The sequence below is a fragment of the Mycobacterium persicum genome (genome assembly GCF_002086915.1).
Taxonomy (GTDB): domain Bacteria; phylum Actinomycetota; class Actinomycetes; order Mycobacteriales; family Mycobacteriaceae; genus Mycobacterium; species Mycobacterium persicum.
In genome coordinates this window covers 3,164,884-3,186,980 of sequence record NZ_MWQA01000001.1, presented here as the reverse complement: position 1 = coordinate 3,186,980, position 22,097 = coordinate 3,164,884, and the positions used below count along the sequence as shown (strand labels likewise).

Genomic DNA, 22,097 nt, shown 5'->3' with positions numbered 1-22,097 from the left:
GACGCCGGATGTCACCAGCTTCTGCCTGCGGCGGGCGACGAAATTCTTAGCGGGCCGTAGTCTCGGACTGTGTCAGTCCGGGAGCTGATTGTGCTCGGCACCTCGAGTCAGGTGCCTACCCGGCACCGCAATCACAACGGCTATCTGCTGCGCTGGGACGAGGAGCGGCTGCTGTTCGACCCCGGCGAGGGGACTCAACGGCAAATGCTGCTCGCCGGTGTGCCCCTCACCGCCGTGACGCGGCTATGTCTTACGCACTTTCACGGCGACCACTGCCTGGGCGTGCCCGGCGTGGTGCAACGGCTCTCGCTCGACGACGCACAACACCGGGTGCACGCCTACTTCCCGGCCTCGGGGCGACAGTTCTTCGCGCGGCTGCACCACGCCTGCATTTTCCACGACCGCGCCAACGTGCATGCAGAGCCGGTTGCCGCAGACGGCCCGGTGGCGACGGGAGCGTTCGGAGTCTTGGAAGCACGAAAGCTCGATCATTCCGTCGACGCGATCGGCTACCGACTGATCGAGCCCGACGGTCGACGGTTCGTGCCCGAACTGCTGGCGCGCTTTGGCATCGCCGGGCCCGCGGTGGGCGAGTTGCACCGGGCCGGGTCGGTCCACATCGACGGGCGCACCGTCGATTTGTCAGAAGTCAGTGAGGCACGCCGTGGCCAGCGATTCGCCTTCGTGATGGATACCCGGTTGTGCGACGCGGTCTACGCTCTGGCTGAGGGCGTGGACCTATTGGTGATCGAGGCGACCTTCCTGAGCGAGGACTCGGACTTGGCCGCACATTACGGGCATCTGACCGCGCGGCAGGCGGCGCGGGTGGCAGCAGAGTGCGGGGTACGGCGGCTGGTGCTGACGCACTTCTCCCAGCGCTACCCCGACGCCCGGTGTTACCGCGACGAGGCGGCTGAGGTTTTCGATGGCGACCTGGTCATCGCGGAGGACCTGGCTCGGATACCGGTCCCCCAGCGGCGGTAGGTGCGGCGGGATCGGGAACACGCGCTGCTGCTTAACGCGGTGGTAGGGCTGCGGTTGTGTGCTAGCGAAGAACCCGGAGCCTGCCTCTCCCCGTCGATCGCTGCGGTCACGCTACGGTCGGCTTCAGCCACCTCGCCAGTCCAACGTCACGCGTGTGCAGGGGTCGAAGGTCCCGAGCGGCACCGCAGCGGGAAGGTAACTGCGAAGATGGGCGCATGGTAATTCCCTGGGACTCGGCGGTCACCGCCGACACTGACACCATCGTCGGTTCGCTGGCCAGTAGCGACAGTGTGGCCGTCGCGGGCTCCATCGCGACCGCCGGGAGCGCCGCCGTCGCCGGGTCGGGGGCAACCGCGGGCAGTGTCGCAGTGGCGGGGTCGGTCGCCACCGCGGGTGGTGTCGCGGTCGCCGGGTCGGCGGCTATCGCGGGCAGTGTCGCGGTGATTGCCAGCGCGCTGAGTGTGCTGTGCATAGCCGTCCGGGAATGCGTGGCATGCTTGGCATGCGTCGCCTGCGCCCGGTGCGTGGCCTGTGTCGGATGTGTGCGTTGTACCGACTGTGTCGGCTGCGTCGGCTGCGTGAACTGCTCCGGCCTGCGCAACGCCAAGGGCGCCAGGAACATTCACGTGCAGGCCGGTGGTAGCAACCGAGGCTAGCTCTAGCGGTAGCGCGGCGGCCAATGCCATGGCGGTTGGTCGAGCAGACGCTGGCCGGCAATGCGGGTCTCGCCGAGTTCTTTGGTCAGACGGACGGTGTGCACGTCCGCGGCCTGTTGCAGGGTCGCGACAAGCGGCTCGGAGTGGGTGACGACGACAATTTGGCTGTGCTCGGACGCGGTGGCGATCAACGATGCCAAGGCGGGCAACAACTCGGGGTGCAAGCTGGTCTCGGGTTCGTTGAGCACCAGCAGCTGAGGTGGACGTGGCGTCAGCAGGGCTGCGGCCCAAAGCAGATATCGCAGTGTGCCGTCGGACAACTCGGCAGCGCCCAGTGGCCGCAGCATCCCGGGCTGGTGCAGCACGAGTTCGAAGCGGCCCTCGGCATTGCGGATATCGACACTGCTGCCCGGAAACGCGCGTTCGACGGCATCACTGAGCGCCTCATCGTCGCCGATCTCTCGAATCGTTTGCAAGGCTGCGGCCAAATCCGCACCGTCGTTACCCAATACCGGTGTGCGCGTGCCGATTCGGGGTTGCCGCGCGGGCGCGTCGGTGTCGGTGCGCAGCTGGTCGTAAAACCGCCAGTTGCGCATCCGCTCCCGCAGCTGCATCAACTCCGGCGCCCGCACCGGGTCAGCCAGCTCACTGAGCATCGAGTCGAAAGGCCGCAGCACGTCGGCGATCACATGCCAGCCACCGTCACCGTCTCGCACCCGTGCGGTCGGGCCACCGCGCTGAGCAATCACCGTGGCGGGGCGCCACACCGGACCGACCCACAGCGCCTCGACTTTGACCTCCGGATCGAGCCCGAACTCCGTGCGCGTGGCAGTGGGCAGTCCGAGGTCCAGTGCATAGCCGAATTCGTCACCGGCAAAGCCCAGCTTCAGGCTGACCGACTCCGTTCGCACCGTGCCCTGAACCCGATGACGCCCTTGGCGCACCGACTTACCGATCACCGCCGGCCCGGCCCATATCGTTGAGCGCAACCCGCCTTCGCGGGCCAGCGCAGCCACCGCGCCGTTGCGGGCCGAGTCCGCCAGCAGGCGCAACGCTCGATACAGGTTGGACTTGCCGGTGCCGTTGGCACCGGTTACGACGTTGAGCTGGCGTAACGGAACGACCAGCTGGCGCAGCGAGCGGTAATTCTCCACCGCGACCGTACCCAGCACCTGGCCACGCTAATCCAATGTCCACGCCGTCCCACGGATAGGTCCCCGAAACGCTTGTTGCGACCCTCGGCCAACCGCCGCTTGCTGAACGGCCGCCTTCTTCGACGTTTCCCGGTCGACGCTGACTCGGCCGTATCGTCGCGCCTGACCACCCACGGGTACAGTGACCGCGCGCTACCCGGGTGGTCCTATTGGCCCGCGTTTTGGGCGAGATCGATGGCGTACTGGCTCACGAAGTGACCCGCCGAAGGGCCCCCGTTGCATGATCCGTCGGATTCGCCGGGACGTTTGACCCACAGATAGGCGTCGGCGTGCGCGCCCGCAGTCGCCGTGGTGGGCGGGGTGCCGAGAGCACGCCCGCCGGGGTTGCACCAGCTCAGTGCGGAGTCGGGCGCAGGTCCGGCGCCGTTGCGCGAGGTGTCGATCACGTAGTGTGCACCGTTCGTCATCCCCGAAATCGCCTCGCCGTAACCGATTTCCTCGTCGGTGCTGAAAAAGTTCGAGACGTTGAGACTGAACCCTCGAGCATGGCCGACACCGGCCTGGTTGAGCCTGGCGGCGATTTCCTCGGCACTCAACCACCGCGAATGTCCGCCGTCGACATATACGGCCGCGGCCGGATCGCGGGTCAGGGTGTCCACCGCGTAGCGGATCAGATCGAAGCGTTCCTGGCGCTGGTCAGCCGACAGGCAGTCGGCCATGTCGAGTGCATCGGGTTCGACGATGATCGCCGCCGGCGAGCCGCCCAGGCCGGACGAAATGCTGTCGATCCACTGGCGGTAGTCCGCCCCCGACGCGAACCCGCCGGACGCGTAACTACCGCAGTCGCGATGCGGAATTCCGTAGAGCGCGAAAATCGGCACGCTGCCGGCAGCCTGTGCCGCGCCGGTGTATCCGGCGACCCTCGCGCCTACCGAACCGGCTGGAAATGCCTGGTCAAGCCAGTACGCCTGCGGGGTATTGGCGACGGCGGTCAGCTGCGGACTCGGCGGATTGGCGTTGCGCGCGGCGGCCATGGCCGCCGACGCCGGGTCCACGTAGAAAGGCTGTCCAGCCAGCGGGTTTCCCGCATCGACCAGACGCACCTCAGGGGCGGCACCGACATGCACGGCACCGGCAGAAACCAGGCCGGCAACGGCCGCAACCGCCACAAAAGGGGTGATCCACCGAGCGACAGCACCTGCAGCTATTGACATCACGCCAGTAAAATAGTGCCGCGACGTAAGAAACGCCAATCCTCGACGACGGCTGCGGGCGCCCATCTATCTCGTAACGGGTCACCCGAGCTTTTCTCACCCGTCGCCGCGTCTTCCGCGACTGGCACGTCGCCGGCGGAGGGGGATCTGGCTTTCTCGCGATTCGAAATTCGAGACGACCGGCATTCACGGTCTTAGTTCGACGAATCCGGCTGCGCTGAAATCATCGTCGAATGCATATGCATTACGGATGCCTTTCCTGCGCATCAGTGCGAAACTCGTCGCGTCCACGAACGAGTACTCTCGCTCGTCATGCCGGGCCAGCCAGTCCCAAGCCTGTTCCTCGAGATCGGCGGTGATGTGCTCGACGCGAACGACCGCGCTGAAGCGGATCGCGGCGGCGCCGACGGCGGCCCGATGACCTCTGCGGCGGTTCAGCAGTGTCCAGGTCTCGCCCAAGACGTGGTTAGAGGTCAGAACAACTGGTGGCTTGCTGGCACACAGATTCTTCGCGATCTCGTGCCGGGCATCTTTGGCGTTGCCCAGCGCCGCCCAAAAGGATGTGTCAGCGAAGATCATTCGCGCTTTCCGTACAGCACATCGTCAACGGATGCAGACAAGTCGGCTCCCCCGTCGAACGATCCGATGAAGGCATCGACCGGATCTGGACCAGGTTGTCGGAGGCGTTCGGCCACGTACTCTCGGATAAGCGCCGCTTTCGACTTCCGCGTACGTCGTGCCTCGACTCCTAGCGCTCGGTCCATCTCCTCCTCGATGTAGATCTGGAGTCGCTTCATGCTCCGAACATACGTCAGTTCGCGAGATGCTGTATACAGCAGGATTTCGCTGCCGGCACCGTTCCGGGCAGCACCGCAGCCGCCAACCCGGATGGAGCGCAGATTGGGGGGACCGTTGATCCGGGGCAGCGCGGTTCCGACCCCGTTCCCCGGACACCAGACGGACCTTGTCCGGCGACAGCGTTGCGCATAGTCTCGCGGGCGCATGACGTCCGTGCCACCATTACCCACTACCCGGCAGGTTCGCGTCCATTCGCCGGGGAGCATATCGCTCGATCGCGTGGACTTGGCGCCCTGCGGTCCGCGGGACGCTCTCGTGGAGGTCCACGCCTGCGGCATCTGTGGTAGCGACCTCACCTACATCCGCCTCGGCGGACTCGCCGGACCGGGCGGGGCGCCGATGCCACTCGGGCATGAGTTTGCCGGGGTGGTGCGGCAGGTCGGGGCCGAGGTCGCCGGGCTGGCACCGGGCCAGCGGGTTGTGGTCCATCCCGGCAACGATGTATTGGGCCGGATCGGCGGGGCAGCGCCGTCGGCGGCCTGGCCGATGTGGTGCTGGTCCGGGAGGCCGCGGCCGGAGGACGGCTCATCGGGATTCCCGACGGCATGGCGATGGATGTCGCGGCCCTGACGGAACCGGTCGCGGTGGGAATGCACGCCGCCGAGCAGGCCGATGTCTCTCCCGCTGACACTGCCGCGGTGTTCGGTTGCGGCCCAATCGGTTGGCTGCGATCACCACCCTGGCGGACCGTGGACTGAGCGGGATCGTCGGGGTGGATCCGTCGGCCAAGCGACGGCGGCTCGCCGAGCTCCTCGGCGCGTCGGCGGCAATTGATCCGAACCAGACGAAGGTGTGGCGCGAACGGGGACGCCTGCACGGAACCCGATCGCTGCCCTACGGACGCGCACCGGCCACCGACGCCTTCATCGAGGCGTCCGGGTCGGACCCGGTGCTCACCGACATCATCGACCGGGCCGGGCCCGGTGCGCGGATCAGCGTGGTGGCGTTGCACTATCAGGCGGTACCGGTCAACTTCCTCAGTGTGCTGATGAAGGAGTTGACCATCCGCGGCTCCATGGAATATCCGACTCGGTTCGAGGATGCGGTCGACCTGCTGGCCCGGCGGGACCTCTCGGCACTGATCACCCACCGCTTCCCACTCGACCGGGCCGAGGCGGCATTCGAGCTGCTCACCCAGAGCCGCGAGTGCGGGAAAGTCATGGTTACCGGTTCCTGAGGCTCGACGCCGGCGGGACGCGCCCCGCCGACGTCAGCCGAGGGTCAACCGCAGGAACTCCCGCCGGCGCGCCAGCACGCTGGGTAGCCACGGGCCGACGTCGGCGGCCTCGAACCACTCGGTGCGGTCCAGCAGCATCCGCAGCACGGTCGCCGCCTCGAGCCGCGCCAGCGGCGCCCCCAGGCAGAAGTGGATGCCTTTGCCGAAGCTCATGTGCCCCTTGCTAATCGGACGGTCCAGCCGGAATTTGTCCGGCGCCTCGAAATGGGCGGGATCGCGGTTCGCCGCGCCCCACAGCAGCAGCACCCGGGAGTTCCTCGGCAGCGCGGCACCCGCGAGTTCGGTGTCGCCCAGGACATGGCGGTAGTGCGCGCGGAACGGCGGCTCCAGCCGCAGGGTCTCCTCGATGAAGACACCGAGCAGATCCGGCTGGTCGCGGAGCCGCCGCTGCAGCGCCGCATCGGTGGACAGAATGGCCACCGCGGTGCCCAGCAGCGATGCCGTCGACTCCCCGCCAGCGCTGAACAGCGAGACCAGGATCAGCTGTGCGGTGAAGGCGTCGAGTTCGCCGGCCGCGCACGCCTTCGCCAGCACAGCCATCAGGTCATCACGCGGGCTGGTCGCGGCCAGCCGCAGACGTGTCGTAATGTAGGCGCTCAACTCGCCAATCGCGGCCATCGACGCGGCCAGCTCGTCGACCGACATCAGCCCGTCGAGCAGCTGGGTGCTGGCATAACCCCACCGCGCCAGCTGGTCGGCATCGGCCTCGGGGACACCGATCAGGTCGGCGACAACGCTCATCGGCAACCGGTTGGCGACGGCGTCCATCCACTCGATGGTGCCGTCGTAAGCTGCTGTGGCCCAGAGCGTTTCGAATACCCGAGTGATCAGCGGCTGCAACGCCTGCACCCGTTTGGCGGTGAACTGGCCGACCATCAACTTGCGGTGCGAGGCGTGCACGGGGTCGTCGGCGGTGACCAGGATGTGGGTCCGGCCGCCCACGCCGTCCATCGGGAACGGGACGACCCCACCCGCAGGGGTGAATGTCATGGTCGCGGTCAGATTCGACGAGAAGACCTCGGGCCGGCTGACCACATCGGTGATCGCCGCCCAGCTGCTGACCACATAGAACTCGGAATCGCCGACGCGATGAACGCCGCCGTCACTCCGCAGCCGGGCATACAGCGGGTAAGGGTCCTGGATGGCCGCGTCGCCGAAGAACTCGGCCGGGTCGATGGTGGCAGTCATTGTCAGTATCGGGACTCTACCCGTCTGCTGCTCTGCTCGTTCGTCAAGCGTGCCGCCTTCCATGAAGCTCAGAAATCCCGCCAAAGCCACGCGAAGCGCGTCTGGCCCAGGGTGCCCGGGGCTAACTCCGCAAATGCCGCTGCCGCGTCTGAGCGGGGTGGCGGGCCGGCCGCCATACTTTAGCGGTGGTGAGTCCGTGAGCCGCTCGGCTCACTGATCGATGGCATCCTGGTCCATATTGCGCTTCGAGCGCGCCGTCGGCCGCGTCGACCGCCGCCGCGGAATGCGATCTGTGATGCCACTCAGCGAGTTGACCATCCTGTTGAGGGTATCGACTGCCGACTCGAGGGTGTCGGCGGTGGGCGTCAACCTCTCCACGGCGGGCTGTAGCCGACTCAGGATTTCAGCGGCTTCGGTGAATTGTTCGAGCGGTCCATTCTTAGCCAGCAGCTTGTCGATGACGCCGTCCTCGGCGAACATCCGCTCGATAATGCCGTCCTCGGCGAACATCCGCTCTAACGGTCCCTCCTCGGCGAGCAGCCGATCAGCGAGCCCACCGGGCGCCAGGATCCGCTCTAGCGCGGTTCCTTCAACGGACACCCGATCGAGTAAACCGCCGGGCGCGGTCAACAGGTCGACAACCCCACCCGGGCGCATCAGCTTGTCCGCCGGCCCGCCGCGGACCAGAGCGCGCCCCATCGCCCGGTCGTTTTCGGTTAATTCGGCAACTCGGTTGGCACCAACGAGCGCCCCGCGCAACGGAAATAGGTCGGTAATCGGATCCACGGTCTTCGGGCCTTCCTCCCCCAAGGACTGCTTCACAGCCCCGAGCGCCATGGCCGCAACGGCGAGTCCGGCGTCGGCCACCGCGACACCGGCCCGGACAGGGGCCATCGCTGCACCGACAATGGCTTTGCTGATGTTCACGCGGCAAGTGTATGGCTCGGCGTCGTCTCCGGTGGGCGACAGCGCCAATGGGATGGCAGACAATCCAGGCGATGAGCTACGTCGCCAGACAGGGTTTCGAATCGGGGCCACCGTCGCCCGCGCGCAGCAGCGCCAACCCCAGGTCCGTCGGCTGCAACCGTGCCCTGGACGCCGGTTGCCCAAGAACAAGCGCGCGAGTTTGTGTGCGTTCACCCCAAGGGAATGAAATCCCTTGTCTCAGAAGGTTTCGTCGCAGACTGCACGGCGGGTGACGATCGGCTTGACTCCGAGTTTGCAGATTAACTGGTCGATCTGCTGCTGACGTTCGGCGGTTGGTTGGCTGTGCGGGTTGCAGAAGTAGGCCGGGAGTCGGGTCTCGACGCACCGTTGGGCATGATGGGCCATCGCGCCACTCTGGTTTCAGGTCCACGGCCGGCACAGCGGTTCGGCAGCGTGAAGGGCCGAGGCGATGGCGTTGCGGACGGTTTCGGCGCCGTGCCCGGCCCAAGCGGCCCGTTCTTGACTCGGAGTCGTGAGCGTTTGGGCATTCGTGGCGGGATCAGCAGCGCTGGTGAAACGCGGGTTAGCTTGCCGGCTAAGGATTTTCGGCGCGCCGTCTCAGCGCAAACACCCTGAGCTCGCGGTCGGTGCGCGATTGATACCTGCGGTAGATCGACAGCGCAAGGAAGAGCGCCAGGGCGTGCTCGCGTTGGTCGCCGGTCAGCAGGGTCGCGGTTATTGGTATCACCGATCCGGCGATCGTCACTGTTGCCTCTGGGTGCGCGAGGAGATTTGACGACCATGCCGGGTGGTGGGGTTGCCCGAAATTGCTGCCCAGGACGAACAACCGATCGTTGTCACGAATGTAGGTCAAGGCGTTGTCACGGCGTCGTCCGGATTTGCGTCCGGTCGTGGTGAGCACCAGTACTCGCATCGCGGCGGACCCAACGATTGTGGCGCGGCCCCCGGAGTTGCGTAGCAGCCAGTCATCGATGGGTGCGATGACCCGTTGGACCAAGCGCGACCCGAGTGTGGTCCCGGCGAATCCGTAATACGGCTTGAGCAACAGCGGCATGTCGTTTCGGGTCCACCGCGCTTCGGGTAAAACATCCCGGACCATAGCCGTCACCTTTCTGTCAGATCGGTTCGAAGCAGGATTGCAGCTTCAACGCTCGCCACGGGCGGCGTCCACCGACAGTGCGCAAGCCTTTGCGAGCGGCGGTCAGTGGTCCGATCCGTTGGTAGAGCAGCAGCGCCAACGTCGAGGCTGGCGCCCGCAAGACCGCATCGGGGCGATCGCCGGGACGGCGCACGCGGAATTCGGCGGTACCAGCGTGGACGTGAATCACGTAGGGCCGCGCCTCAGGAACGTCGATCGCAGCGCAGATGTCGGTGTGCGGCGATAGCCCGGCGCGCAAATAGGCGGAACCGGAACCGAATTGCATCAGCCCGCGCAACACCAGCAGCATGTCGCGTTCGGGGAGTTCCCATGGGGCCGTGACGGCGCGGGCGACGTCGCCTCCATGCACCAGCAGCTCACCGAGCCAGTTCGTCTGCGAACTGATGCCATCGCCGAGCAAACCACAATGAAACGGCAGCACCGGCCCTTGGTTCGCTACAGCATCGAAGTAGCTGTCCATCTCCGGCTCGAGCCGCGGCGACCGCCGACCCGCAGTTGGGGTTGGGCGCCTTGATCGAAATCGGTGGATACATGACGGGACTTACCGCGCAGCGCAAGGCGAATCCCGGCGACGACCTGGTGTCCAGGTTGATCGCCGCGGAAGTTGACGGCGAGCGCCTCAGCGAGGCCGAGGCGACCTTCTTCTTCGGCATCTTGATGTTCGCCGGCAACGACACCACCCGAAACACCGCGTCCGGGGGCATGCGGGCCCTGATCGAAAACGAAAGCGAGCGCTTAAAGCTCGTCGACAACCCGGACGCCATCCCGAACGCCGTGGAGGAGATGTTGTGCTGGGTCACACCGATCGTCTACTTCACTCGAACGACACAGTGCGACACCGAAGTGGGTGGGCACCGTCTGCGGGAGGGCGAACGGGTCGCGATGTGGTATCCGGCCGGGTCTCGTGACCCGGAGGCAATCGACAACCCCGACCGCTTCGACGTGTCTCGGCACAAACCTCCCCATCAGGCTTTCGGCGGCGGCGCGCACTTCTGCCTGGGTAACGCACTGGCGCGGCTCGAACTGCGGGTGCTGTTCGAAGAGCTGATGCGACGGGTGCCCGACATGCAATTCGCCGGCCCGATTACCCGCTTGACGTCAAACTTCTCCAACGAGCTGACATCGATGCCGGTCACCTTCACGCCGGGTAAGCGCGAAGGCGGCGCGTGACAAGAAGTTGCTGCGACGTGTGAATGGGGTCGAGGATGCTCACCGAGCCATGTTGGCGAACCGTGACAGGTGCAGCTGGTGTGCGACGGTCACCGTCTTGGTCGGACCGTTACGGTGCTTGGCGAGAATGAAATCCGCTTCTCCCCCGCGAGGATCGTCACGGTCGAAGGCGTCCGGCCGGTGCAGCAGAATGACGACGTCAGCATCTTGTTCGAGGCTTCCCGACTCGCGCAGATCAGACAACATCGGCTTCTTGTCGGTGCGCTGCTCGGGGCCGCGGTTGAGCTGGCTGATCGCGACCACCGGAACCTCGAGTTCCTTGGCGAGCAGCTTGAGCTGCCGCGAGAATTCCGACACCTCGACCTGCCGCGACTCGTGCTTCTTGCCCGAGGTCATCAGCTGCATGTAGTCGACGACGACCAGACGCAAGCTGGCCTTCTGCCGCAGCCGGCGCGCCTTGGCGCGGATCTCCATCATCGTCATGTTCGGCGAGTCGTCGATATACAGTGGCGCCTCGCTGATTTCGCTCATCCGCCGGGCCAGGCGCGTCCAATCATCGTCGGTCATGCGGCCCGAACGCATGTCGGAGAGCTTGATTTTGGCCTCCGCCGATAACAGCCGCATCACGATCTCGGACTTGCTCATCTCCAATGAGAAGATGATGCTGGCCTGGCGGTGTTTGATCGAGCACGAACGCAGGAAATCCAACCCGAGGGTGGAGTTGTGGGTCGGCACCATCCCGCGGCCGGCCAAATAAAGGTGCGCGGCGTTGTCCACCTCAACGCAGCGCACCGCGACACTGGGCACCCGGCGTACCGAGACGACCCGCAAAACCGGTGCCAGCGTGGCGGTGGGCCGGTATCCGGCGCACCGCACCATGGAGCCGGCCGGCGCGATCGTGTCCAGCCCACCCCGCAATTGAGCTGAGGTTCGGATCCCTTGGCCGGTCGGCCACTGATGTTCGGCATCAGCGACAATCGTTGTGCCGTCGGAGAACTCGATCTGATAGCATGGGCGTCCCAACATGACGTCGGTCGCGCCGACCACCCGCGTCGGCAAGCCGTCGGCATCGAGCAATTCCTCGCCGACGGCGACGTCGCCCATCGTGGTCCAACCGGCCGGTGTGGGCAGCGGCGTGTCCAGCGCCAGCGCCTTGCCCACTCCCGGGCGCGCCGCGACAATGATCATCTGCCCCGGGTGCAGGCCGTTGGTCACCTCGTCCAGTTCGCTAAAGCCCGTCAGCACACCGCGCGAGACACCGCCATTGGACGCGATGGCGTCGATCTCGTCCATCGTCGGCTGCAGCAGATCCTCAAGCGGCACAAAGTCTTCCGACAGCCGCCTGTTGGCGACGTCGTAGATTTCCGCTTGGGCGCGGTCGACCACCTCGGCCACATCGGCGCCCTCGGCACCGGCATAGCCGTACTGCACCACCCGGGTGCCCGCCTCGACCAACCGGCGCAGTACCGCCTTTTCCGCGACGATGCTGGCGTAATAGCCCGCATTGGCGGCGGTCGGCACCGTCGAGATGAGGGTATGCAGATACGGCGCGCCGCCGATGCGGCGCAGTAGCCCGCGACGGTCCAGTTCGGCAGCGACGGTCACCGCGTCGGCCGGCTCGCCGCGCCCATACAGGTCGAGGATGGCGTCGTAGACGTTCTGGTGGGCAGGACGATAGAAATCACCGGGCCGTAGCCGTTCCAGCACATCGGCGATGGCGTCCTTGCTCAACAGCATCCCGCCCAGCACGGACTGTTCGGCGGCAAGGTCCTGCGGGGGTTGGCGGCCGAAGTCCTCACTGGGAGGCGGGGCATCCATTCCGGGGTGTGCAAGATCGTCGACGACCGCCATGGGCCCTCACCTCCTCCGACATGAGCATCCGAACACACATTCGACCGCCGATAATCAGAGCGTAAATCAAGGCTCCGACAACAATCCCCGCTCCCACCTCAAATGGCCGACCATCAAGTGGCCGCTACGTCACGCCGATACCGTCGCCGCCGCAGCTCAATTGACCGCCCGCGAGCACCCACATCCCAATGCGCCGGGACGACGGTAAACGTTGCTGGCCGGTCCTCCAAGGGGCCGTTGTTCATGAAGCTGTGCATGGTGTGTGCATATCCGTTGACCCCAGTGTTGAACGGGGTGTGCAAAACCTGTGGATCAATGCGGGTTGTTCCGACATCACTGCAGATAACCGCCATACAACGGCACACGTATTGTGTGGACAACAATCTCCTCGGCGTGTCGGTCCAGGTTACCGCCTCGGGCGTGTTGGTTTTCGCCGAGATTTTCAGCGAGTTAAGCCTTGGTAACGGCGACCGCGCCAAGGCACCATCGGAAAAGTTCGCCAGCGGCAACCTTTTCGGTGCCGTGCAGGGCGGGCCGGCGGCCGGTTACGAGCAACCGACAACCCAGTCGGGGCATCGATGGGCTACGCCGGGGTGGACAGCTCCGGCGGGCTTGGACGGCCCCGGTGTGCACCGGGGCCGCCAGCGACCCATGTGAAGAATGTGATTGCCGGCCCAGGACTCCTGGCGCCGAGGGCCGCTAGGATTCCGCGACGACGTCGACTGAGATCTCGACGTCGACTTCCGGGTGCAGGTGCACCAAAACCGGATGCGTGCCCACCGCCTTGATGTGGGCCTTGGGTAGCCGGACGATCCGCTTGTCGAGGTTCGGGCCGCCCGCCTTCTTGATGGCCGAGACGACGTCGCCCGCGGTCACCGAACCGAACAGCTTGCCGGAATCGCCCGCCGTTTTGACGGGCAGTGCGACCGGGCCCAGCGCTTCGATGGCCGCCTTGATTTCGTCGGCATGCTCGCGGTCACGCACCGCTTTGGATTCGCGGGCACGGCGAATGTCGTCGGCCTGGCGTTGGGCACCGCGTGAGGCCATGATCGCCAGGCCGCGGGGCAGCAGGAAATTGCGGCCGTAACCGTCCTTGACCTCGACTGTGTCGCCGACGGAACCGAGGTGGTCAACGTCAGCCGTCAGAATCAGCTTCATCGTTTGCGTACTTTCGTTGGGCCTGCGGCGCTTACGGTCGGCTACCGCGCCGACGAGGTAAAGGGCAGCAGCGCGACTTCACGGGCATTCTTCACCGCGGTTGCGATGTCTCGTTGGTGCTGAACACAGTTGCCGGTGACCCGGCGCGCCCGGATCTTGCCGCGCTCGCTGATATAGGTGCGCAGCAGCGCGGTGTCCTTGTAGTCGATCTTCTGACCCTTCTTCGCGCAGAAGACGCATTTGCGCGCCTTGACCGGCTTTTCCGGAGCCGGGCGTCGCTTGCTGGACTTGGCCATGAGTGTCTTTCTTTCCGTTGCTCAGTGATGGGACGTGTTGTCGATCAGAAGGGCGGCTCGTCATCGCCGCCGAATGAGCCCGAGGCAGGGGCGCTGCCCCACGGGTCGTCACCGGAACCGGGTGCGCCGCCGGCCGGCGGGGTCGCCGGCCGGGAACCGCCACCGCCGCCAAAGCCGCCGCCACCGCCGCTTCGGCTGGCCTTGTTGACTTTGGCGGTGGCGTACCGAAGTGACGGACCGATCTCGTCTACCTCGACCTCGACGACGGTGCGCTTCTCGCCTTCACGGGTTTCGAACGAACGTTGCTTGAGCCGGCCGGTGACGATGACCCGCGCACCCCTGGTCAGGCTTTCCGCTACGTTTTCGGCGGCCTCCCGCCAAATGTTGCAGCGCAGGAAAAGCGCCTCGCCGTCCTTCCATTCACCGGTCTGCCGATCGTAGATCCGGGGCGTTGACGCGACAGTGAAATTCGCGACGGCGGCACCCGACGGCGTGAACCGTAGCTCGGGATCAGCGGTCAGGTTTCCGACGACGGTGATGGTGGTGTCACCAGCCACAATAGTTCTCCTTGTTCCGCCCGATCCTCGCCTGGCGGGTAGTCATGAGCGTCTTTGACTCGAGCCTATGCAACGGGGCTGACAGCGACGGGCTGGTGCTTGATTGCCCGGCTCCTCCGCCCCCGCTACGCGGCCGCATCGTCGCCGGGCTAGTGCTTGATTGCCCGGCTCCTCCGCCCCCGCTACGCGGCCGCATCGTCGCCGGGCTAGTGCTTGTCGGCGCGCATCACCTTGGTGCGCAGTACCGACTCGTTGAGGCTCAGCTGGCGGTCCAGTTCGGATACCGTCGCCGGGGCAGCCTTCAGGTCGACGACGACGTAGATGCCCTCGGAGTGCTTGGCGATCTCGTAGGCCAACCGCCGCCGCCCCCAGATGTCGACCTTTTCGACTTTTCCGCCGTCCTTCCGGACGACGTTCAGGAACGTCTCCAGGGACGGGGCGACGGTGCGTTCGTCGAGAGTGGGATCGAGGATGATCATGATTTCGTATGGACGCATAGGGACCTCATCACCTCCTCTGGTCGTAGCGGCCACGGTCGGTCCGTGGCAGGAGGGTCGCCTGCGTCGGCAACCGTCCCAGGCTACCGGATAGCGCGCCGACCAGAAAATCGCCGAACAATGCCGCGGTCTGCGCCCAGATTGCACTGGTGGTCGTGGTCTGGTGCCGGACCACAGCCCTCACGGCAATCTCGCGGCCAGAAAGCCGGTCACTTCCGGCTGCGCAGGAATTCAGCGGCCCGGCTCCTCGTTGCCTCGTCGGCAGTGGCCAGCGATCCCGAGGCGAACGGCGGCCGCGGGTCGTATTCGATGAGCAGCTGGGCGGCCTGGGCGGCTTCCCGGTCAACGAGCAACTCGACCAACCGCAAAGCCATGTCGATGCCGCTGGAGACCCCGGCGGCGGTGATGATGCGCTGCGGCAGGTGTTCGACGACGCGGTCGGGCACATACCGCGCGCCCAGCTCGTTGAGCTGTGCTGCGGCGCGCCAATGCGTCGTGGCGGTCAGCCCGTCAAGCAGCCCGGCGGCGGCGAGCAACAACGCTCCGGTGCACACCGAGGTGGTGAATCTGGTGTGCGGATGGACCGATTGCAGCCAACCGCGAATGATCTCGTCGTCCAGCAGCACCCGGGTTCCGATGCCACCGGGAAACACCACGACATCGGGTGTGCCGACCTCGTCGAAGGTGGCATCGCAGACCAGGCCGAGCATGCCGTTTTCGGTGCGCAGCTCGCCGCGCCGGTGCCCGACGAAAACCACTTCGATCGACGGAATACGCTGCAGGACTTCATAGGGACCGACCGCGTCCAACGCGGTGAACCTCGGGAAAAGCGGGATCGCGACCTGCATCAGGGCTCCCGCGCCGCAATAGCGGCAGGCGCTGTCAGCTCCGGCCGCGATGCGACTGGGCGCAGCCAGTTCGGCAGCCAGCCGGGTGCGGCGTCGGGGGCACGGTCGTAAACACCGCCCGCGGGATCGTCGACTCGCCCACTCCAGCGCACCAGATCCTCCTCAGGCCGGTAGATTTGCCGAATTATCAATGCACACAGCACGATAACAGCAATATCTCGCAACAACACCGTGGTGGTGAACCACTGCTGGGGCAGTGAGCGGTTCGGGTTGCCGTAGAGGTAATACATTCGCGGAACCCACACCAGCGCGTCAATTGTCATCCACGCCAGCAGAATCCGGCGGTGCGGCAGGGCAAGCACGGCCAGCGGTACCAACCACAGCGAAAACTGCGGGCTCCACACCTTGTTGGTCAGCAGGAAGAACACCACCACCAGAAACATCAGCTGCGCCACCCGCGGCCGCTGCGGCGCAGTGAACGCGATGTAAGCGACTGCGGCACAAAACAATACAAACAGCACCGTCACGACCGTGTTCAGCACCATCGGCGGTTCCCAGAAGCCGCGTATGGGATCGAAGCCGCGCCAGCCGGTGTAGGACTTCACCACGTTGTACAGCGAATCCATGTCGTCGCCGCGCCGGGTGTTGAGCCGGAAGAACTCCGACCAGCCCCGCGGATAGAGCACCATGATGGGCAGATTGACCGCCAGCCAGGTCACCGCCGCGGCCAGCGCCGTGCGGCCCACGGCGCCCAGCCGCCCGGTCCGAATACCCAGCACCACCAGCGGGCCCAGGAACAACAGCGGATACAACTTGGCCGCAGCACCCAAACCGATCAGCAGTCCGGCCAGCCACGGTCTGCGGCGCGCCCAGGCCAGCAGCCCACCCATTGCGAAAGCCGTTGCCAGTGCGTCGAAGTTGGTGAATATCTGGAAGATCAGCAGCGGCGATGCCGCCACCAGTGCCGCATCCCAGATCCGGCGGCCGGCCAGGCCCGAGGTTGCCCACACGGTAGCCAACCAGGCGATCGCCAGCCCGAACGCCGCGGCGTTGAAAAACATCACCACTTCGGCGATCACCGGGAGCGGCGTGACGTTGCTCAACGCGGTGTAGGTCTTGGCAATCGCCATCGACACGTACTGGTATATCCCGGTCAACACCGGATATTCCATGTAGCGCACCGCCAACCGCCCGTTGTATTGGATCTGCGGTGCGCCGGTGCTGTCCGTTTCGACCCAGCTGGATTTGTACGGGAACTTGCCCTGGCTCAACAGCTCTGCGCCGTAGAGCGGCACGGTGTCGGAGTAGCACAATTCGTAATAGGCGCGCTGGTTGTCCCAGTTGGCCACCCTCTTGTCGCCCGGCCCGGTCCCGGTGGTTTGCAGGCAGGCGGCCTTCGTCGACCAGCCGAGCGCCAGAAACACCAGCGCGATCACAAACATCACCCGCAACGGCGTCATGAACCGGGCACGTCCGATCAAGGCGTGCCGGCCCACCGGCCCACCGATGACGTCGGCCAAAGCAGAACCCAAAACGTCGGTGCGGCTGGGACAATCGCGGGTATCTGCACTACGTAGGTCGCGGGCCAACGGCGCGGGCGAGGTGAGTGAGCCGGTTGCTAGATGGGTCCGGATATCCGTCACGGTGGCGGTGTGGGATTGTCAGTCGGCGGTGGTGCGGACGGCGGCCCGGGCGCGAGCGTCACGGTGGTGGGCGGACCGACGGGAATGGTGATCCCCGGCGCCACTTCGACGGTGGGTTGAATGACGGTCTCCGAGGGCGGCGCCGCAGACGGCGGAGGCGGCGGCGGCGCCGGCACACCGGCGTAGCCGCCAATCTCCGTGGGCTTGGGGAACGTCTCGTTCTGGGAGCCCTTCAGGGCCCCGTCCATGGTCGCCTTCCAGATATCCGATGGCAGACCCGAGCCGTAAACCGCTGCGCCCGAGGCGGTCTCCAGCGGCTCGTCGCCCTTGACCGTCCCGACCCACACGGCGGTGGACAGCGACGGCGTGTAGCCGACCATCCAGGCGTCCTTGTTGGCGGTGGTATCACCCAATTGCACCGTGCCGGTCTTGGCGGCCGAGGGCCTGCCGCCGGCCAGGTTGTGGCCGCGTGAATAGCCCGCGATCGGCATCATGGCCGCGGTGACGTTGTCGGCCACGGCCTTGGGGATGCGCTGCTCACCGGAGTCGTCCTGGGTGGCGGCGTCGAAAAGGACCTGACCTTCCGCATTGACGACCTTCTGGACGAAGTGCGGCCGGTGATAGATGCCCGACGCGGCCAGCGTGGCGTACGCCGTCGCCATATCGATCACCCGGGTTTGATACTGGCCCAACACAATCCCGTTGTTCGGCGGCCCGCCCTTGCCATCCTCGGACAGCGTGTGCGGCACGCCCGGGAAACTCTCGGCCACACCGGCTTGGTGCGCGGCGTCGGCCACGGCCTGGGGGCCGCCCTTCAGTTTGAGCATCAGCCGGTAATAGGAGGTGTTCAGCGACATCTTGAGCGCCTCGGCGATGTTGCACGTCCCGCAACCCTCGCCGTCGACATTGGTGATCTTGATGCCGTCGACCGTGAGCGGTGAACTGTCGACCTGATAGCCCAACCCGATCCCCTGCTCGAGGGCCGCCACCAACGCGAAGACCTTGAACGAGGATCCGGTCTGCAATCCGGCTTGGGCGAAGTCGTAGCCGTTGGCGTTGTCGCCGCCGTAGTAGGCGCGCACCCCGCCGTTGTGCGGGTCGATGGACACCACCGCCGCGCGCATATCGGGATCCTGCCCGTCGAGGTATTTGGCCACCGCCTTTTCGGCGGACCGTTGGGCTTGCGGATCGATGGTGGTGGTGACCTGCAACCCCTGGGTGTTCAGGGTCTGCTCATCGATGTTGAACAGCTCCAATAATTCCTTGGTCACCTGTCGTTCGATCAGCCCGTTGGGGCCGGTGGTCTGGTTTTCCGCGCGGGCCTGCTCCGGCGGGACGGTCTTGGGAAACTGCTGTTCGGCGCGGTCCTGGGCGGACAGCGCCTTGGTCTCGACCATGCCGTCGAGCACCCAGTTCCACCGCGCGACTGCGCCTTCCGGGTCGACTGCCGGGTCCAGCGTGGACGGTCGCCTGATCAGCGCCGCCAGCAACGCCCCCTCGGATACGGTGAGCTGCTCGACCGGCTTGTCGAAATAAGCCTTCGAAGCCGCCGAGATCCCGTAAGCACCCCGCCCGAAGTAGATGATGTTCAAATACGCCTGCAGCACGTCGTCTTTGGACCACTCCCCGGACATCTTGGTCGCGATCACCAACTCCTTGGACTTGCGCATCAGGCCGCTCCACCCGTGCTGCGCCGAACCGACCAACGCGTTCTTGACGTACTGCTGGGTGATCGTGGAACCACCCTGCAAGTCGCCGCCGAACAGGTTGTTCTTCACCGCCCGGGCAAAACCGCTGAACGAGAAGCCGGGGTTGGAGTAAAAACCGCGGTCCTCAGCCGCGATGACCGCCTGACGTACGTGCACCGGGACCTGGCTGAGGTTGACGTCGACGCGATTGCCTTCCGGCGGAACGATTTTGGCAATTTCGGAGCCGTCGCTGGCCAGAATCGTGGAGACCTGGTTCGTGCGGATGTCCCCCGGCCTCGGCACGTCGACAATGAAGTAGGCCATGGTGAAGGTGACGATCGGCAGCAAGATCATCGCCGCCGCCGCCAGGCCAACCGATCGCCGCACCCACTTCCAGTTGATCCGCTGGATCCACTCGGGCCTCGGCCTAGCCGTCCGAGCGCCCCTCGGGCCGCCCGGGCCGGGTGGCCCCGGTGGACCTGCTGCGCCGCTCAGCCGCTCGTGTCGAGGGCGCGGCTCGGGACTGTTCAACGCAGCCTTGACCTGCTCCAGCGGGTCGCGATGCAGGGGTGTCGTCGGCGGATTGTCCAGGGCAGCCCTGACTTCCTCGATCGGGTCCGCGTGCCGAGACGATCGGTCATCGGTCACCGGCGGGATGATCGTGGTCATTCGATCGTCGGGCGGAACCTGGCGGCGCGGCCCCGCCGACGGACGCGCCCCTTCTGCGCCACCTGGGTTCCCGCGAGATTGGTCCACACCCTCAGTCGCCGGCCCGCCTGCAGCGTCACTCGACGACTGGTGGTGGCGCCCTTCGCTATTCACTGGCCGTGCGGGCGCCATCGCGCGCCGTCCGCGTTCGACCAGCCCCCCTCGGGGCCCTTGGAGGTCGCGCCGGACGTGCCGGACGTGCCGCGCCCAGGACATAGGACTTGACGAGGTGATTCCAACTGCAAGTCCGGCACACCTCCACAACGTGCACCGCAAACTCCGTGAACCGGGTGGCGAGCATGACCAGCTCTTCGGCGGTCCGCGCTGAGCCCGAGATCGCGCCCAGATGCTCGCCGAACACCCAAGACACGATTGTCAGCTGCTCCTTGCGGCAGATCGGGCAGACCACCCGGCTTGGTTTCCCGTGAAACTTCGCGGCGCGCAACAGATAGGGATTTGCGTCGCAGACCTCGGAGACGCCGGTGCGTCCCGAGTACACCTCGGCCAGCAGTGAACGCCGGCGAAGCGCATAGTCCACCACCTGTCGCTGCAGTTGCACGCTGACCAGAGTACGTCGCTTTCGCGTCGTGACGATGCAGCCCGGCACGGCCTGGGCACATCCCGGGCAGCAGCGGCGGCACCTCGACCTGCGCCACCGAAGCTGCATCGCGCGCCCAGGGTCGGGACTTCTACGATCATCCCCGTGGCGAAATGGCTGGGCGCACCACTTGCTCGTGGAGGATCGACGACGACCCGGGCCAAGGACAGCGACCGGCAAGACGCCTGCCAGATTCTTGACGCCGCCCTCAACGACGGCCAGCTTTCGATGGAAGAGCACCGCGATCGGGTGAGCACCGCCACCAAGGCCGTGACGCTGGGCGACCTCCAAAACCTGATCGCCGATCTGCAGTCCGAGAGTGCCCCCGCTGAGGTTCCCGCGCTCAAGTCGCGGGCACGACGCAACGGGTGGGGTCTGCTGGCGGCCGCATTCGGGGTGTCGGTGCTGTTGGGTGTCGGCATCGGCTGGGGTTTGTACGGCAATACCAGCTCACCGCTGGATTTCACGACGGATCCGGGAGCCAAGCCCGACGGCGTCGCGGCCGTGGTGCTGACGCCGCCGAAGCAGCTGCACTCCCTAGGCGGGCTCACCGGTCTGCTGGAGCAGACGCGCAAGAGGTTCGGCGACACCATGGGGTACCGCTTGGTGATCTACCCGACGTACGCCGTGCTCGACCGCAAGGACCCCGCCGACGACCGCAGGGTGCTGAGTTACACCTACCGCGGCGGCTGGGGCGATCCGACCAGCTCCGCCAAGAGCGGCACCGACGGGTCCCTGGTCGACCTGGGCAAGTTCGATGTGAAGGCGACGGTGGGGATTATGCGGGGCGCCGCGGAGACGCTGGGCATGAAGCAATCCGACGTCACCAACATGTACCTGGTCATCGATCCGGCCGAAGACCCCACCACGCCCGGGGCGCTGTCGTTGTCGGTGTATGTTTCCAGCGACTACGGCGGCGGCTATATCGCCTTTGCTGGTGACGGCACCGTCAAACAGGTGAGTTACCCGTCGTAGCGGAGCCGGGGGCAGGCCGCTCACACGTGACGAACAACTCACCAACGCCGCGTGGTGTTGTGGCAAATATATCGAAACGATACGATGACGCGAGGCGTCGAAACGCTAAGTAGTTCACGCAACAGCGGCCATACAGCAGCCATACAAAGGGGGTGACTCGATGCTGGAACTTGCCATCCTGGGCCTCCTGATCGAGTCGCCCATGCACGGCTACGAGTTGCGTAAACGGCTGACCGGGTTGCTCGGCGCATTCCGGGCATTCTCCTACGGCTCGCTGTATCCGGCCCTGCGGCGGATGCAGGCCGAGGGGCTGATCGCGGAGAATGCCGCTCCCGCGGGCACGCCGGTGCGCCGCGCACGCCGGGTCTACCAGCTGACCGATGAGGGCCGGCGACGCTTTGCCGAACTGGTCGCCGACACCGGCCCGCACAACTACACCGACGACGGCTTCGGGGTGCACCTCGCGTTCTTCAACCGCACTCCGGCCGAGGCGCGGATGCGCATCCTGGAAGGCCGTCGCCGCCAGGTCGAAGAGCGCCGAGAAGGCCTGCGCGAAGCGGTGGCACGGGCCAGCAGCTCGTTGGACCGCTACACCCGGCAACTGCACCAGCTCGGGCTCGAGTCCAGCGAGCGTGAAGTCAAGTGGCTCAACGAGCTCATCGCCGCAGAACGGGCAGCGCCCAATCACGCCGAACAGACGTGAACTCTGC

Annotated in this window: 25 protein-coding genes and 1 pseudogene; 8 read left to right on the top strand and 18 right to left on the bottom strand. The window is 65.9% G+C overall.

Features of this window, described 5'->3' with window-relative positions:
- Positions 1-69 precede the first annotated feature (69 nt).
- Positions 70-984 (top strand): ribonuclease Z, encoded by a 915-nt coding sequence (locus tag B4U45_RS14605; RefSeq protein ID WP_075545960.1) that lies wholly within the window; start codon positions 70-72, stop codon positions 982-984.
- A 215-nt stretch (positions 985-1,199) separates the two neighbouring features.
- On the top strand, positions 1,200-1,640 hold the full coding sequence (locus B4U45_RS14600) for a hypothetical protein (RefSeq protein WP_219859421.1): 441 nt from the start codon (positions 1,200-1,202) through the stop codon (positions 1,638-1,640).
- 2 nt (positions 1,641-1,642) lie between these two features.
- Here the strand turns inward: B4U45_RS14600 and B4U45_RS14595 are convergent, their stop codons facing one another.
- The 4 genes from B4U45_RS14595 to B4U45_RS14580 all read right to left on the bottom strand — a co-directional run bounded on the left by B4U45_RS14595 (position 1,643) and on the right by B4U45_RS14580 (position 4,805).
- Positions 1,643-2,812, bottom strand: a complete 1,170-nt coding sequence (locus tag B4U45_RS14595) for an AAA family ATPase (protein WP_075545958.1) — start codon at positions 2,810-2,812, stop codon at positions 1,643-1,645.
- Positions 2,813-3,000: 188 nt separating this feature from the next.
- Entirely contained in the window at positions 3,001-4,074 is a 1,074-nt protein-coding gene (locus tag B4U45_RS14590; protein ID WP_089025005.1) for a glycoside hydrolase family 6 protein, read from the bottom strand.
- 120 nt (positions 4,075-4,194) lie between these two features.
- A complete protein-coding gene (locus tag B4U45_RS14585) occupies positions 4,195-4,587 on the bottom strand; it encodes a PIN domain-containing protein (protein ID WP_075545956.1) in 393 nt (130 codons plus the stop codon).
- Positions 4,584-4,805 carry a ribbon-helix-helix domain-containing protein gene (locus tag B4U45_RS14580; protein ID WP_075545955.1) on the bottom strand — a complete coding sequence of 74 codons (222 nt, stop codon included), beginning with the start codon at positions 4,803-4,805 and terminating at the stop codon, positions 4,584-4,586. The genes B4U45_RS14585 and B4U45_RS14580 overlap by 4 nt, the downstream gene beginning before the upstream one ends.
- A 205-nt stretch (positions 4,806-5,010) precedes the next feature.
- On the opposite strand from B4U45_RS14580, the gene B4U45_RS14575 reads away from it, so the two are divergent.
- A complete protein-coding gene (locus tag B4U45_RS14575; RefSeq protein ID WP_082275287.1) occupies positions 5,011-5,436 on the top strand; it encodes an alcohol dehydrogenase catalytic domain-containing protein in 426 nt (141 codons plus the stop codon).
- 76 nt (positions 5,437-5,512) lie between these two features.
- The gene (locus B4U45_RS14570; RefSeq protein WP_082275286.1) at positions 5,513-6,043 is read left to right on the top strand and encodes a zinc-dependent alcohol dehydrogenase; all 531 of its coding nucleotides are present in this window, start codon (positions 5,513-5,515) and stop codon (positions 6,041-6,043) included.
- A 33-nt stretch (positions 6,044-6,076) separates the two neighbouring features.
- Here the strand turns inward: B4U45_RS14570 and B4U45_RS14565 are convergent, their stop codons facing one another.
- From B4U45_RS14565 to B4U45_RS14545, 5 genes are all read right to left on the bottom strand, one after another.
- Positions 6,077-7,291 carry a cytochrome P450 gene (locus B4U45_RS14565; RefSeq protein ID WP_075545954.1) on the bottom strand — a complete coding sequence of 405 codons (1,215 nt, stop codon included), beginning with the start codon at positions 7,289-7,291 and terminating at the stop codon, positions 6,077-6,079.
- Positions 7,292-7,501: 210 nt separating this feature from the next.
- The gene (locus B4U45_RS14560) at positions 7,502-8,218 is read right to left on the bottom strand and encodes a hypothetical protein (protein WP_075546001.1); all 717 of its coding nucleotides are present in this window, start codon (positions 8,216-8,218) and stop codon (positions 7,502-7,504) included.
- Positions 8,219-8,455: 237 nt separating this feature from the next.
- On the bottom strand, positions 8,456-8,623 hold the full coding sequence (locus tag B4U45_RS14555) for a hypothetical protein (RefSeq protein WP_158006316.1): 168 nt from the start codon (positions 8,621-8,623) through the stop codon (positions 8,456-8,458).
- A 190-nt stretch (positions 8,624-8,813) separates the two neighbouring features.
- Entirely contained in the window at positions 8,814-9,338 is a 525-nt protein-coding gene (locus tag B4U45_RS14550; protein ID WP_075545953.1) for a nitroreductase family deazaflavin-dependent oxidoreductase, read from the bottom strand.
- A gap of 16 nt (positions 9,339-9,354) precedes the next feature.
- The gene (locus tag B4U45_RS14545) at positions 9,355-9,858 is read right to left on the bottom strand and encodes a hypothetical protein (protein WP_183154948.1); all 504 of its coding nucleotides are present in this window, start codon (positions 9,856-9,858) and stop codon (positions 9,355-9,357) included.
- A gap of 71 nt (positions 9,859-9,929) precedes the next feature.
- Between B4U45_RS14545 and B4U45_RS14540 the strand changes: the two genes are divergently transcribed.
- Positions 9,930-10,568, top strand: a complete 639-nt coding sequence (locus B4U45_RS14540) for a cytochrome P450 (protein WP_241780188.1) — start codon at positions 9,930-9,932, stop codon at positions 10,566-10,568.
- Between the two features lie 39 nt (positions 10,569-10,607).
- On the opposite strand, the gene dnaB is transcribed toward B4U45_RS14540, so the two are convergent.
- The gene (dnaB, locus tag B4U45_RS14535) at positions 10,608-12,419 is read right to left on the bottom strand and encodes a replicative DNA helicase (protein ID WP_075545951.1); all 1,812 of its coding nucleotides are present in this window, start codon (positions 12,417-12,419) and stop codon (positions 10,608-10,610) included.
- Positions 12,420-12,791: 372 nt separating this feature from the next.
- Between dnaB and B4U45_RS14530 the strand changes: the two genes are divergently transcribed.
- Entirely contained in the window at positions 12,792-13,076 is a 285-nt protein-coding gene (locus tag B4U45_RS14530; RefSeq protein ID WP_075545950.1) for a hypothetical protein, read from the top strand.
- A 42-nt stretch (positions 13,077-13,118) separates the two neighbouring features.
- Here the strand turns inward: B4U45_RS14530 and rplI are convergent, their stop codons facing one another.
- The 8 genes and pseudogenes from rplI to B4U45_RS14490 form a co-directional block, all read right to left on the bottom strand.
- Positions 13,119-13,577: a 50S ribosomal protein L9 gene (rplI, locus tag B4U45_RS14525; protein ID WP_075545949.1), complete on the bottom strand. Its 459-nt coding sequence runs from the start codon at positions 13,575-13,577 to the stop codon at positions 13,119-13,121.
- Positions 13,578-13,618: 41 nt separating this feature from the next.
- On the bottom strand, positions 13,619-13,873 hold the full coding sequence (gene rpsR / locus B4U45_RS14520; protein ID WP_075545948.1) for a 30S ribosomal protein S18: 255 nt from the start codon (positions 13,871-13,873) through the stop codon (positions 13,619-13,621).
- Positions 13,874-13,917: 44 nt separating this feature from the next.
- Complete coding sequence (locus B4U45_RS14515; protein ID WP_075545947.1) at positions 13,918-14,430, bottom strand: single-stranded DNA-binding protein; 513 nt, start codon at positions 14,428-14,430, stop codon at positions 13,918-13,920.
- Between the two features lie 206 nt (positions 14,431-14,636).
- On the bottom strand, positions 14,637-14,927 hold the full coding sequence (rpsF, locus tag B4U45_RS14510; protein ID WP_023369150.1) for a 30S ribosomal protein S6: 291 nt from the start codon (positions 14,925-14,927) through the stop codon (positions 14,637-14,639).
- Between the two features lie 209 nt (positions 14,928-15,136).
- Positions 15,137-15,775: a DJ-1/PfpI family protein gene (locus B4U45_RS14505; protein WP_075545946.1), complete on the bottom strand. Its 639-nt coding sequence runs from the start codon at positions 15,773-15,775 to the stop codon at positions 15,137-15,139.
- Positions 15,714-17,409 (bottom strand): annotated as a pseudogene (locus tag B4U45_RS14500) (glycosyltransferase family 87 protein). The gene B4U45_RS14505 and the pseudogene B4U45_RS14500 overlap by 62 nt, the downstream one beginning before the upstream one ends.
- 5 nt (positions 17,410-17,414) lie before the next feature.
- The gene (locus B4U45_RS14495; RefSeq protein ID WP_075545945.1) at positions 17,415-19,928 is read right to left on the bottom strand and encodes a transglycosylase domain-containing protein; all 2,514 of its coding nucleotides are present in this window, start codon (positions 19,926-19,928) and stop codon (positions 17,415-17,417) included.
- Positions 19,921-20,373: a DUF5318 family protein gene (locus B4U45_RS14490; RefSeq protein WP_075545944.1), complete on the bottom strand. Its 453-nt coding sequence runs from the start codon at positions 20,371-20,373 to the stop codon at positions 19,921-19,923. Before B4U45_RS14490 ends, B4U45_RS14495 begins: the two co-directional genes overlap by 8 nt.
- A 144-nt stretch (positions 20,374-20,517) precedes the next feature.
- On the opposite strand from B4U45_RS14490, the gene B4U45_RS14485 reads away from it, so the two are divergent.
- Together B4U45_RS14485 and B4U45_RS14480 are read left to right on the top strand one after the other, a co-directional pair.
- Positions 20,518-21,387 (top strand): DUF1707 SHOCT-like domain-containing protein, encoded by an 870-nt coding sequence (locus B4U45_RS14485; RefSeq protein WP_075545943.1) that lies wholly within the window; start codon positions 20,518-20,520, stop codon positions 21,385-21,387.
- 160 nt (positions 21,388-21,547) lie between these two features.
- Positions 21,548-22,090 (top strand): PadR family transcriptional regulator, encoded by a 543-nt coding sequence (locus B4U45_RS14480; protein WP_075545942.1) that lies wholly within the window; start codon positions 21,548-21,550, stop codon positions 22,088-22,090.
- The last annotated feature ends 7 nt before the right edge of the window (positions 22,091-22,097 follow it).

Excerpts from the sequence above, each read along its gene's own strand:
- rpsF (WP_023369150.1), bottom strand. The coding sequence starts at position 14,927 with ATGCGTCCATACGAAATCATGATCATCCTCGATCCCACTCTCGACGAA.
- B4U45_RS14590 (WP_089025005.1), bottom strand. The coding sequence starts at position 4,074 with ATGGGCGCCCGCAGCCGTCGTCGAGGATTGGCGTTTCTTACGTCGCGG.
- B4U45_RS14585 (WP_075545956.1), bottom strand. The coding sequence starts at position 4,587 with ATGATCTTCGCTGACACATCCTTTTGGGCGGCGCTGGGCAACGCCAAA.
- dnaB (WP_075545951.1), bottom strand. The coding sequence starts at position 12,419 with ATGGCGGTCGTCGACGATCTTGCACACCCCGGAATGGATGCCCCGCCT.
- B4U45_RS14565 (WP_075545954.1), bottom strand. The coding sequence starts at position 7,291 with ATGACTGCCACCATCGACCCGGCCGAGTTCTTCGGCGACGCGGCCATC.
- B4U45_RS14555 (WP_158006316.1), bottom strand. The coding sequence starts at position 8,623 with ATGGCCCATCATGCCCAACGGTGCGTCGAGACCCGACTCCCGGCCTAC.
- B4U45_RS14480 (WP_075545942.1), top strand. The coding sequence starts at position 21,548 with ATGCTGGAACTTGCCATCCTGGGCCTCCTGATCGAGTCGCCCATGCAC.
- B4U45_RS14540 (WP_241780188.1), top strand. The coding sequence starts at position 9,930 with ATGACGGGACTTACCGCGCAGCGCAAGGCGAATCCCGGCGACGACCTG.
- B4U45_RS14575 (WP_082275287.1), top strand. The coding sequence starts at position 5,011 with ATGACGTCCGTGCCACCATTACCCACTACCCGGCAGGTTCGCGTCCAT.
- B4U45_RS14580 (WP_075545955.1), bottom strand. The coding sequence starts at position 4,805 with ATGAAGCGACTCCAGATCTACATCGAGGAGGAGATGGACCGAGCGCTA.
- rplI (WP_075545949.1), bottom strand. The coding sequence starts at position 13,577 with ATGAAGCTGATTCTGACGGCTGACGTTGACCACCTCGGTTCCGTCGGC.
- B4U45_RS14600 (WP_219859421.1), top strand. The coding sequence starts at position 1,200 with ATGGTAATTCCCTGGGACTCGGCGGTCACCGCCGACACTGACACCATC.
- B4U45_RS14545 (WP_183154948.1), bottom strand. The coding sequence starts at position 9,858 with ATGGACAGCTACTTCGATGCTGTAGCGAACCAAGGGCCGGTGCTGCCG.
- B4U45_RS14505 (WP_075545946.1), bottom strand. The coding sequence starts at position 15,775 with ATGCAGGTCGCGATCCCGCTTTTCCCGAGGTTCACCGCGTTGGACGCG.
- B4U45_RS14550 (WP_075545953.1), bottom strand. The coding sequence starts at position 9,338 with ATGGTCCGGGATGTTTTACCCGAAGCGCGGTGGACCCGAAACGACATG.
- rpsR (WP_075545948.1), bottom strand. The coding sequence starts at position 13,873 with ATGGCCAAGTCCAGCAAGCGACGCCCGGCTCCGGAAAAGCCGGTCAAG.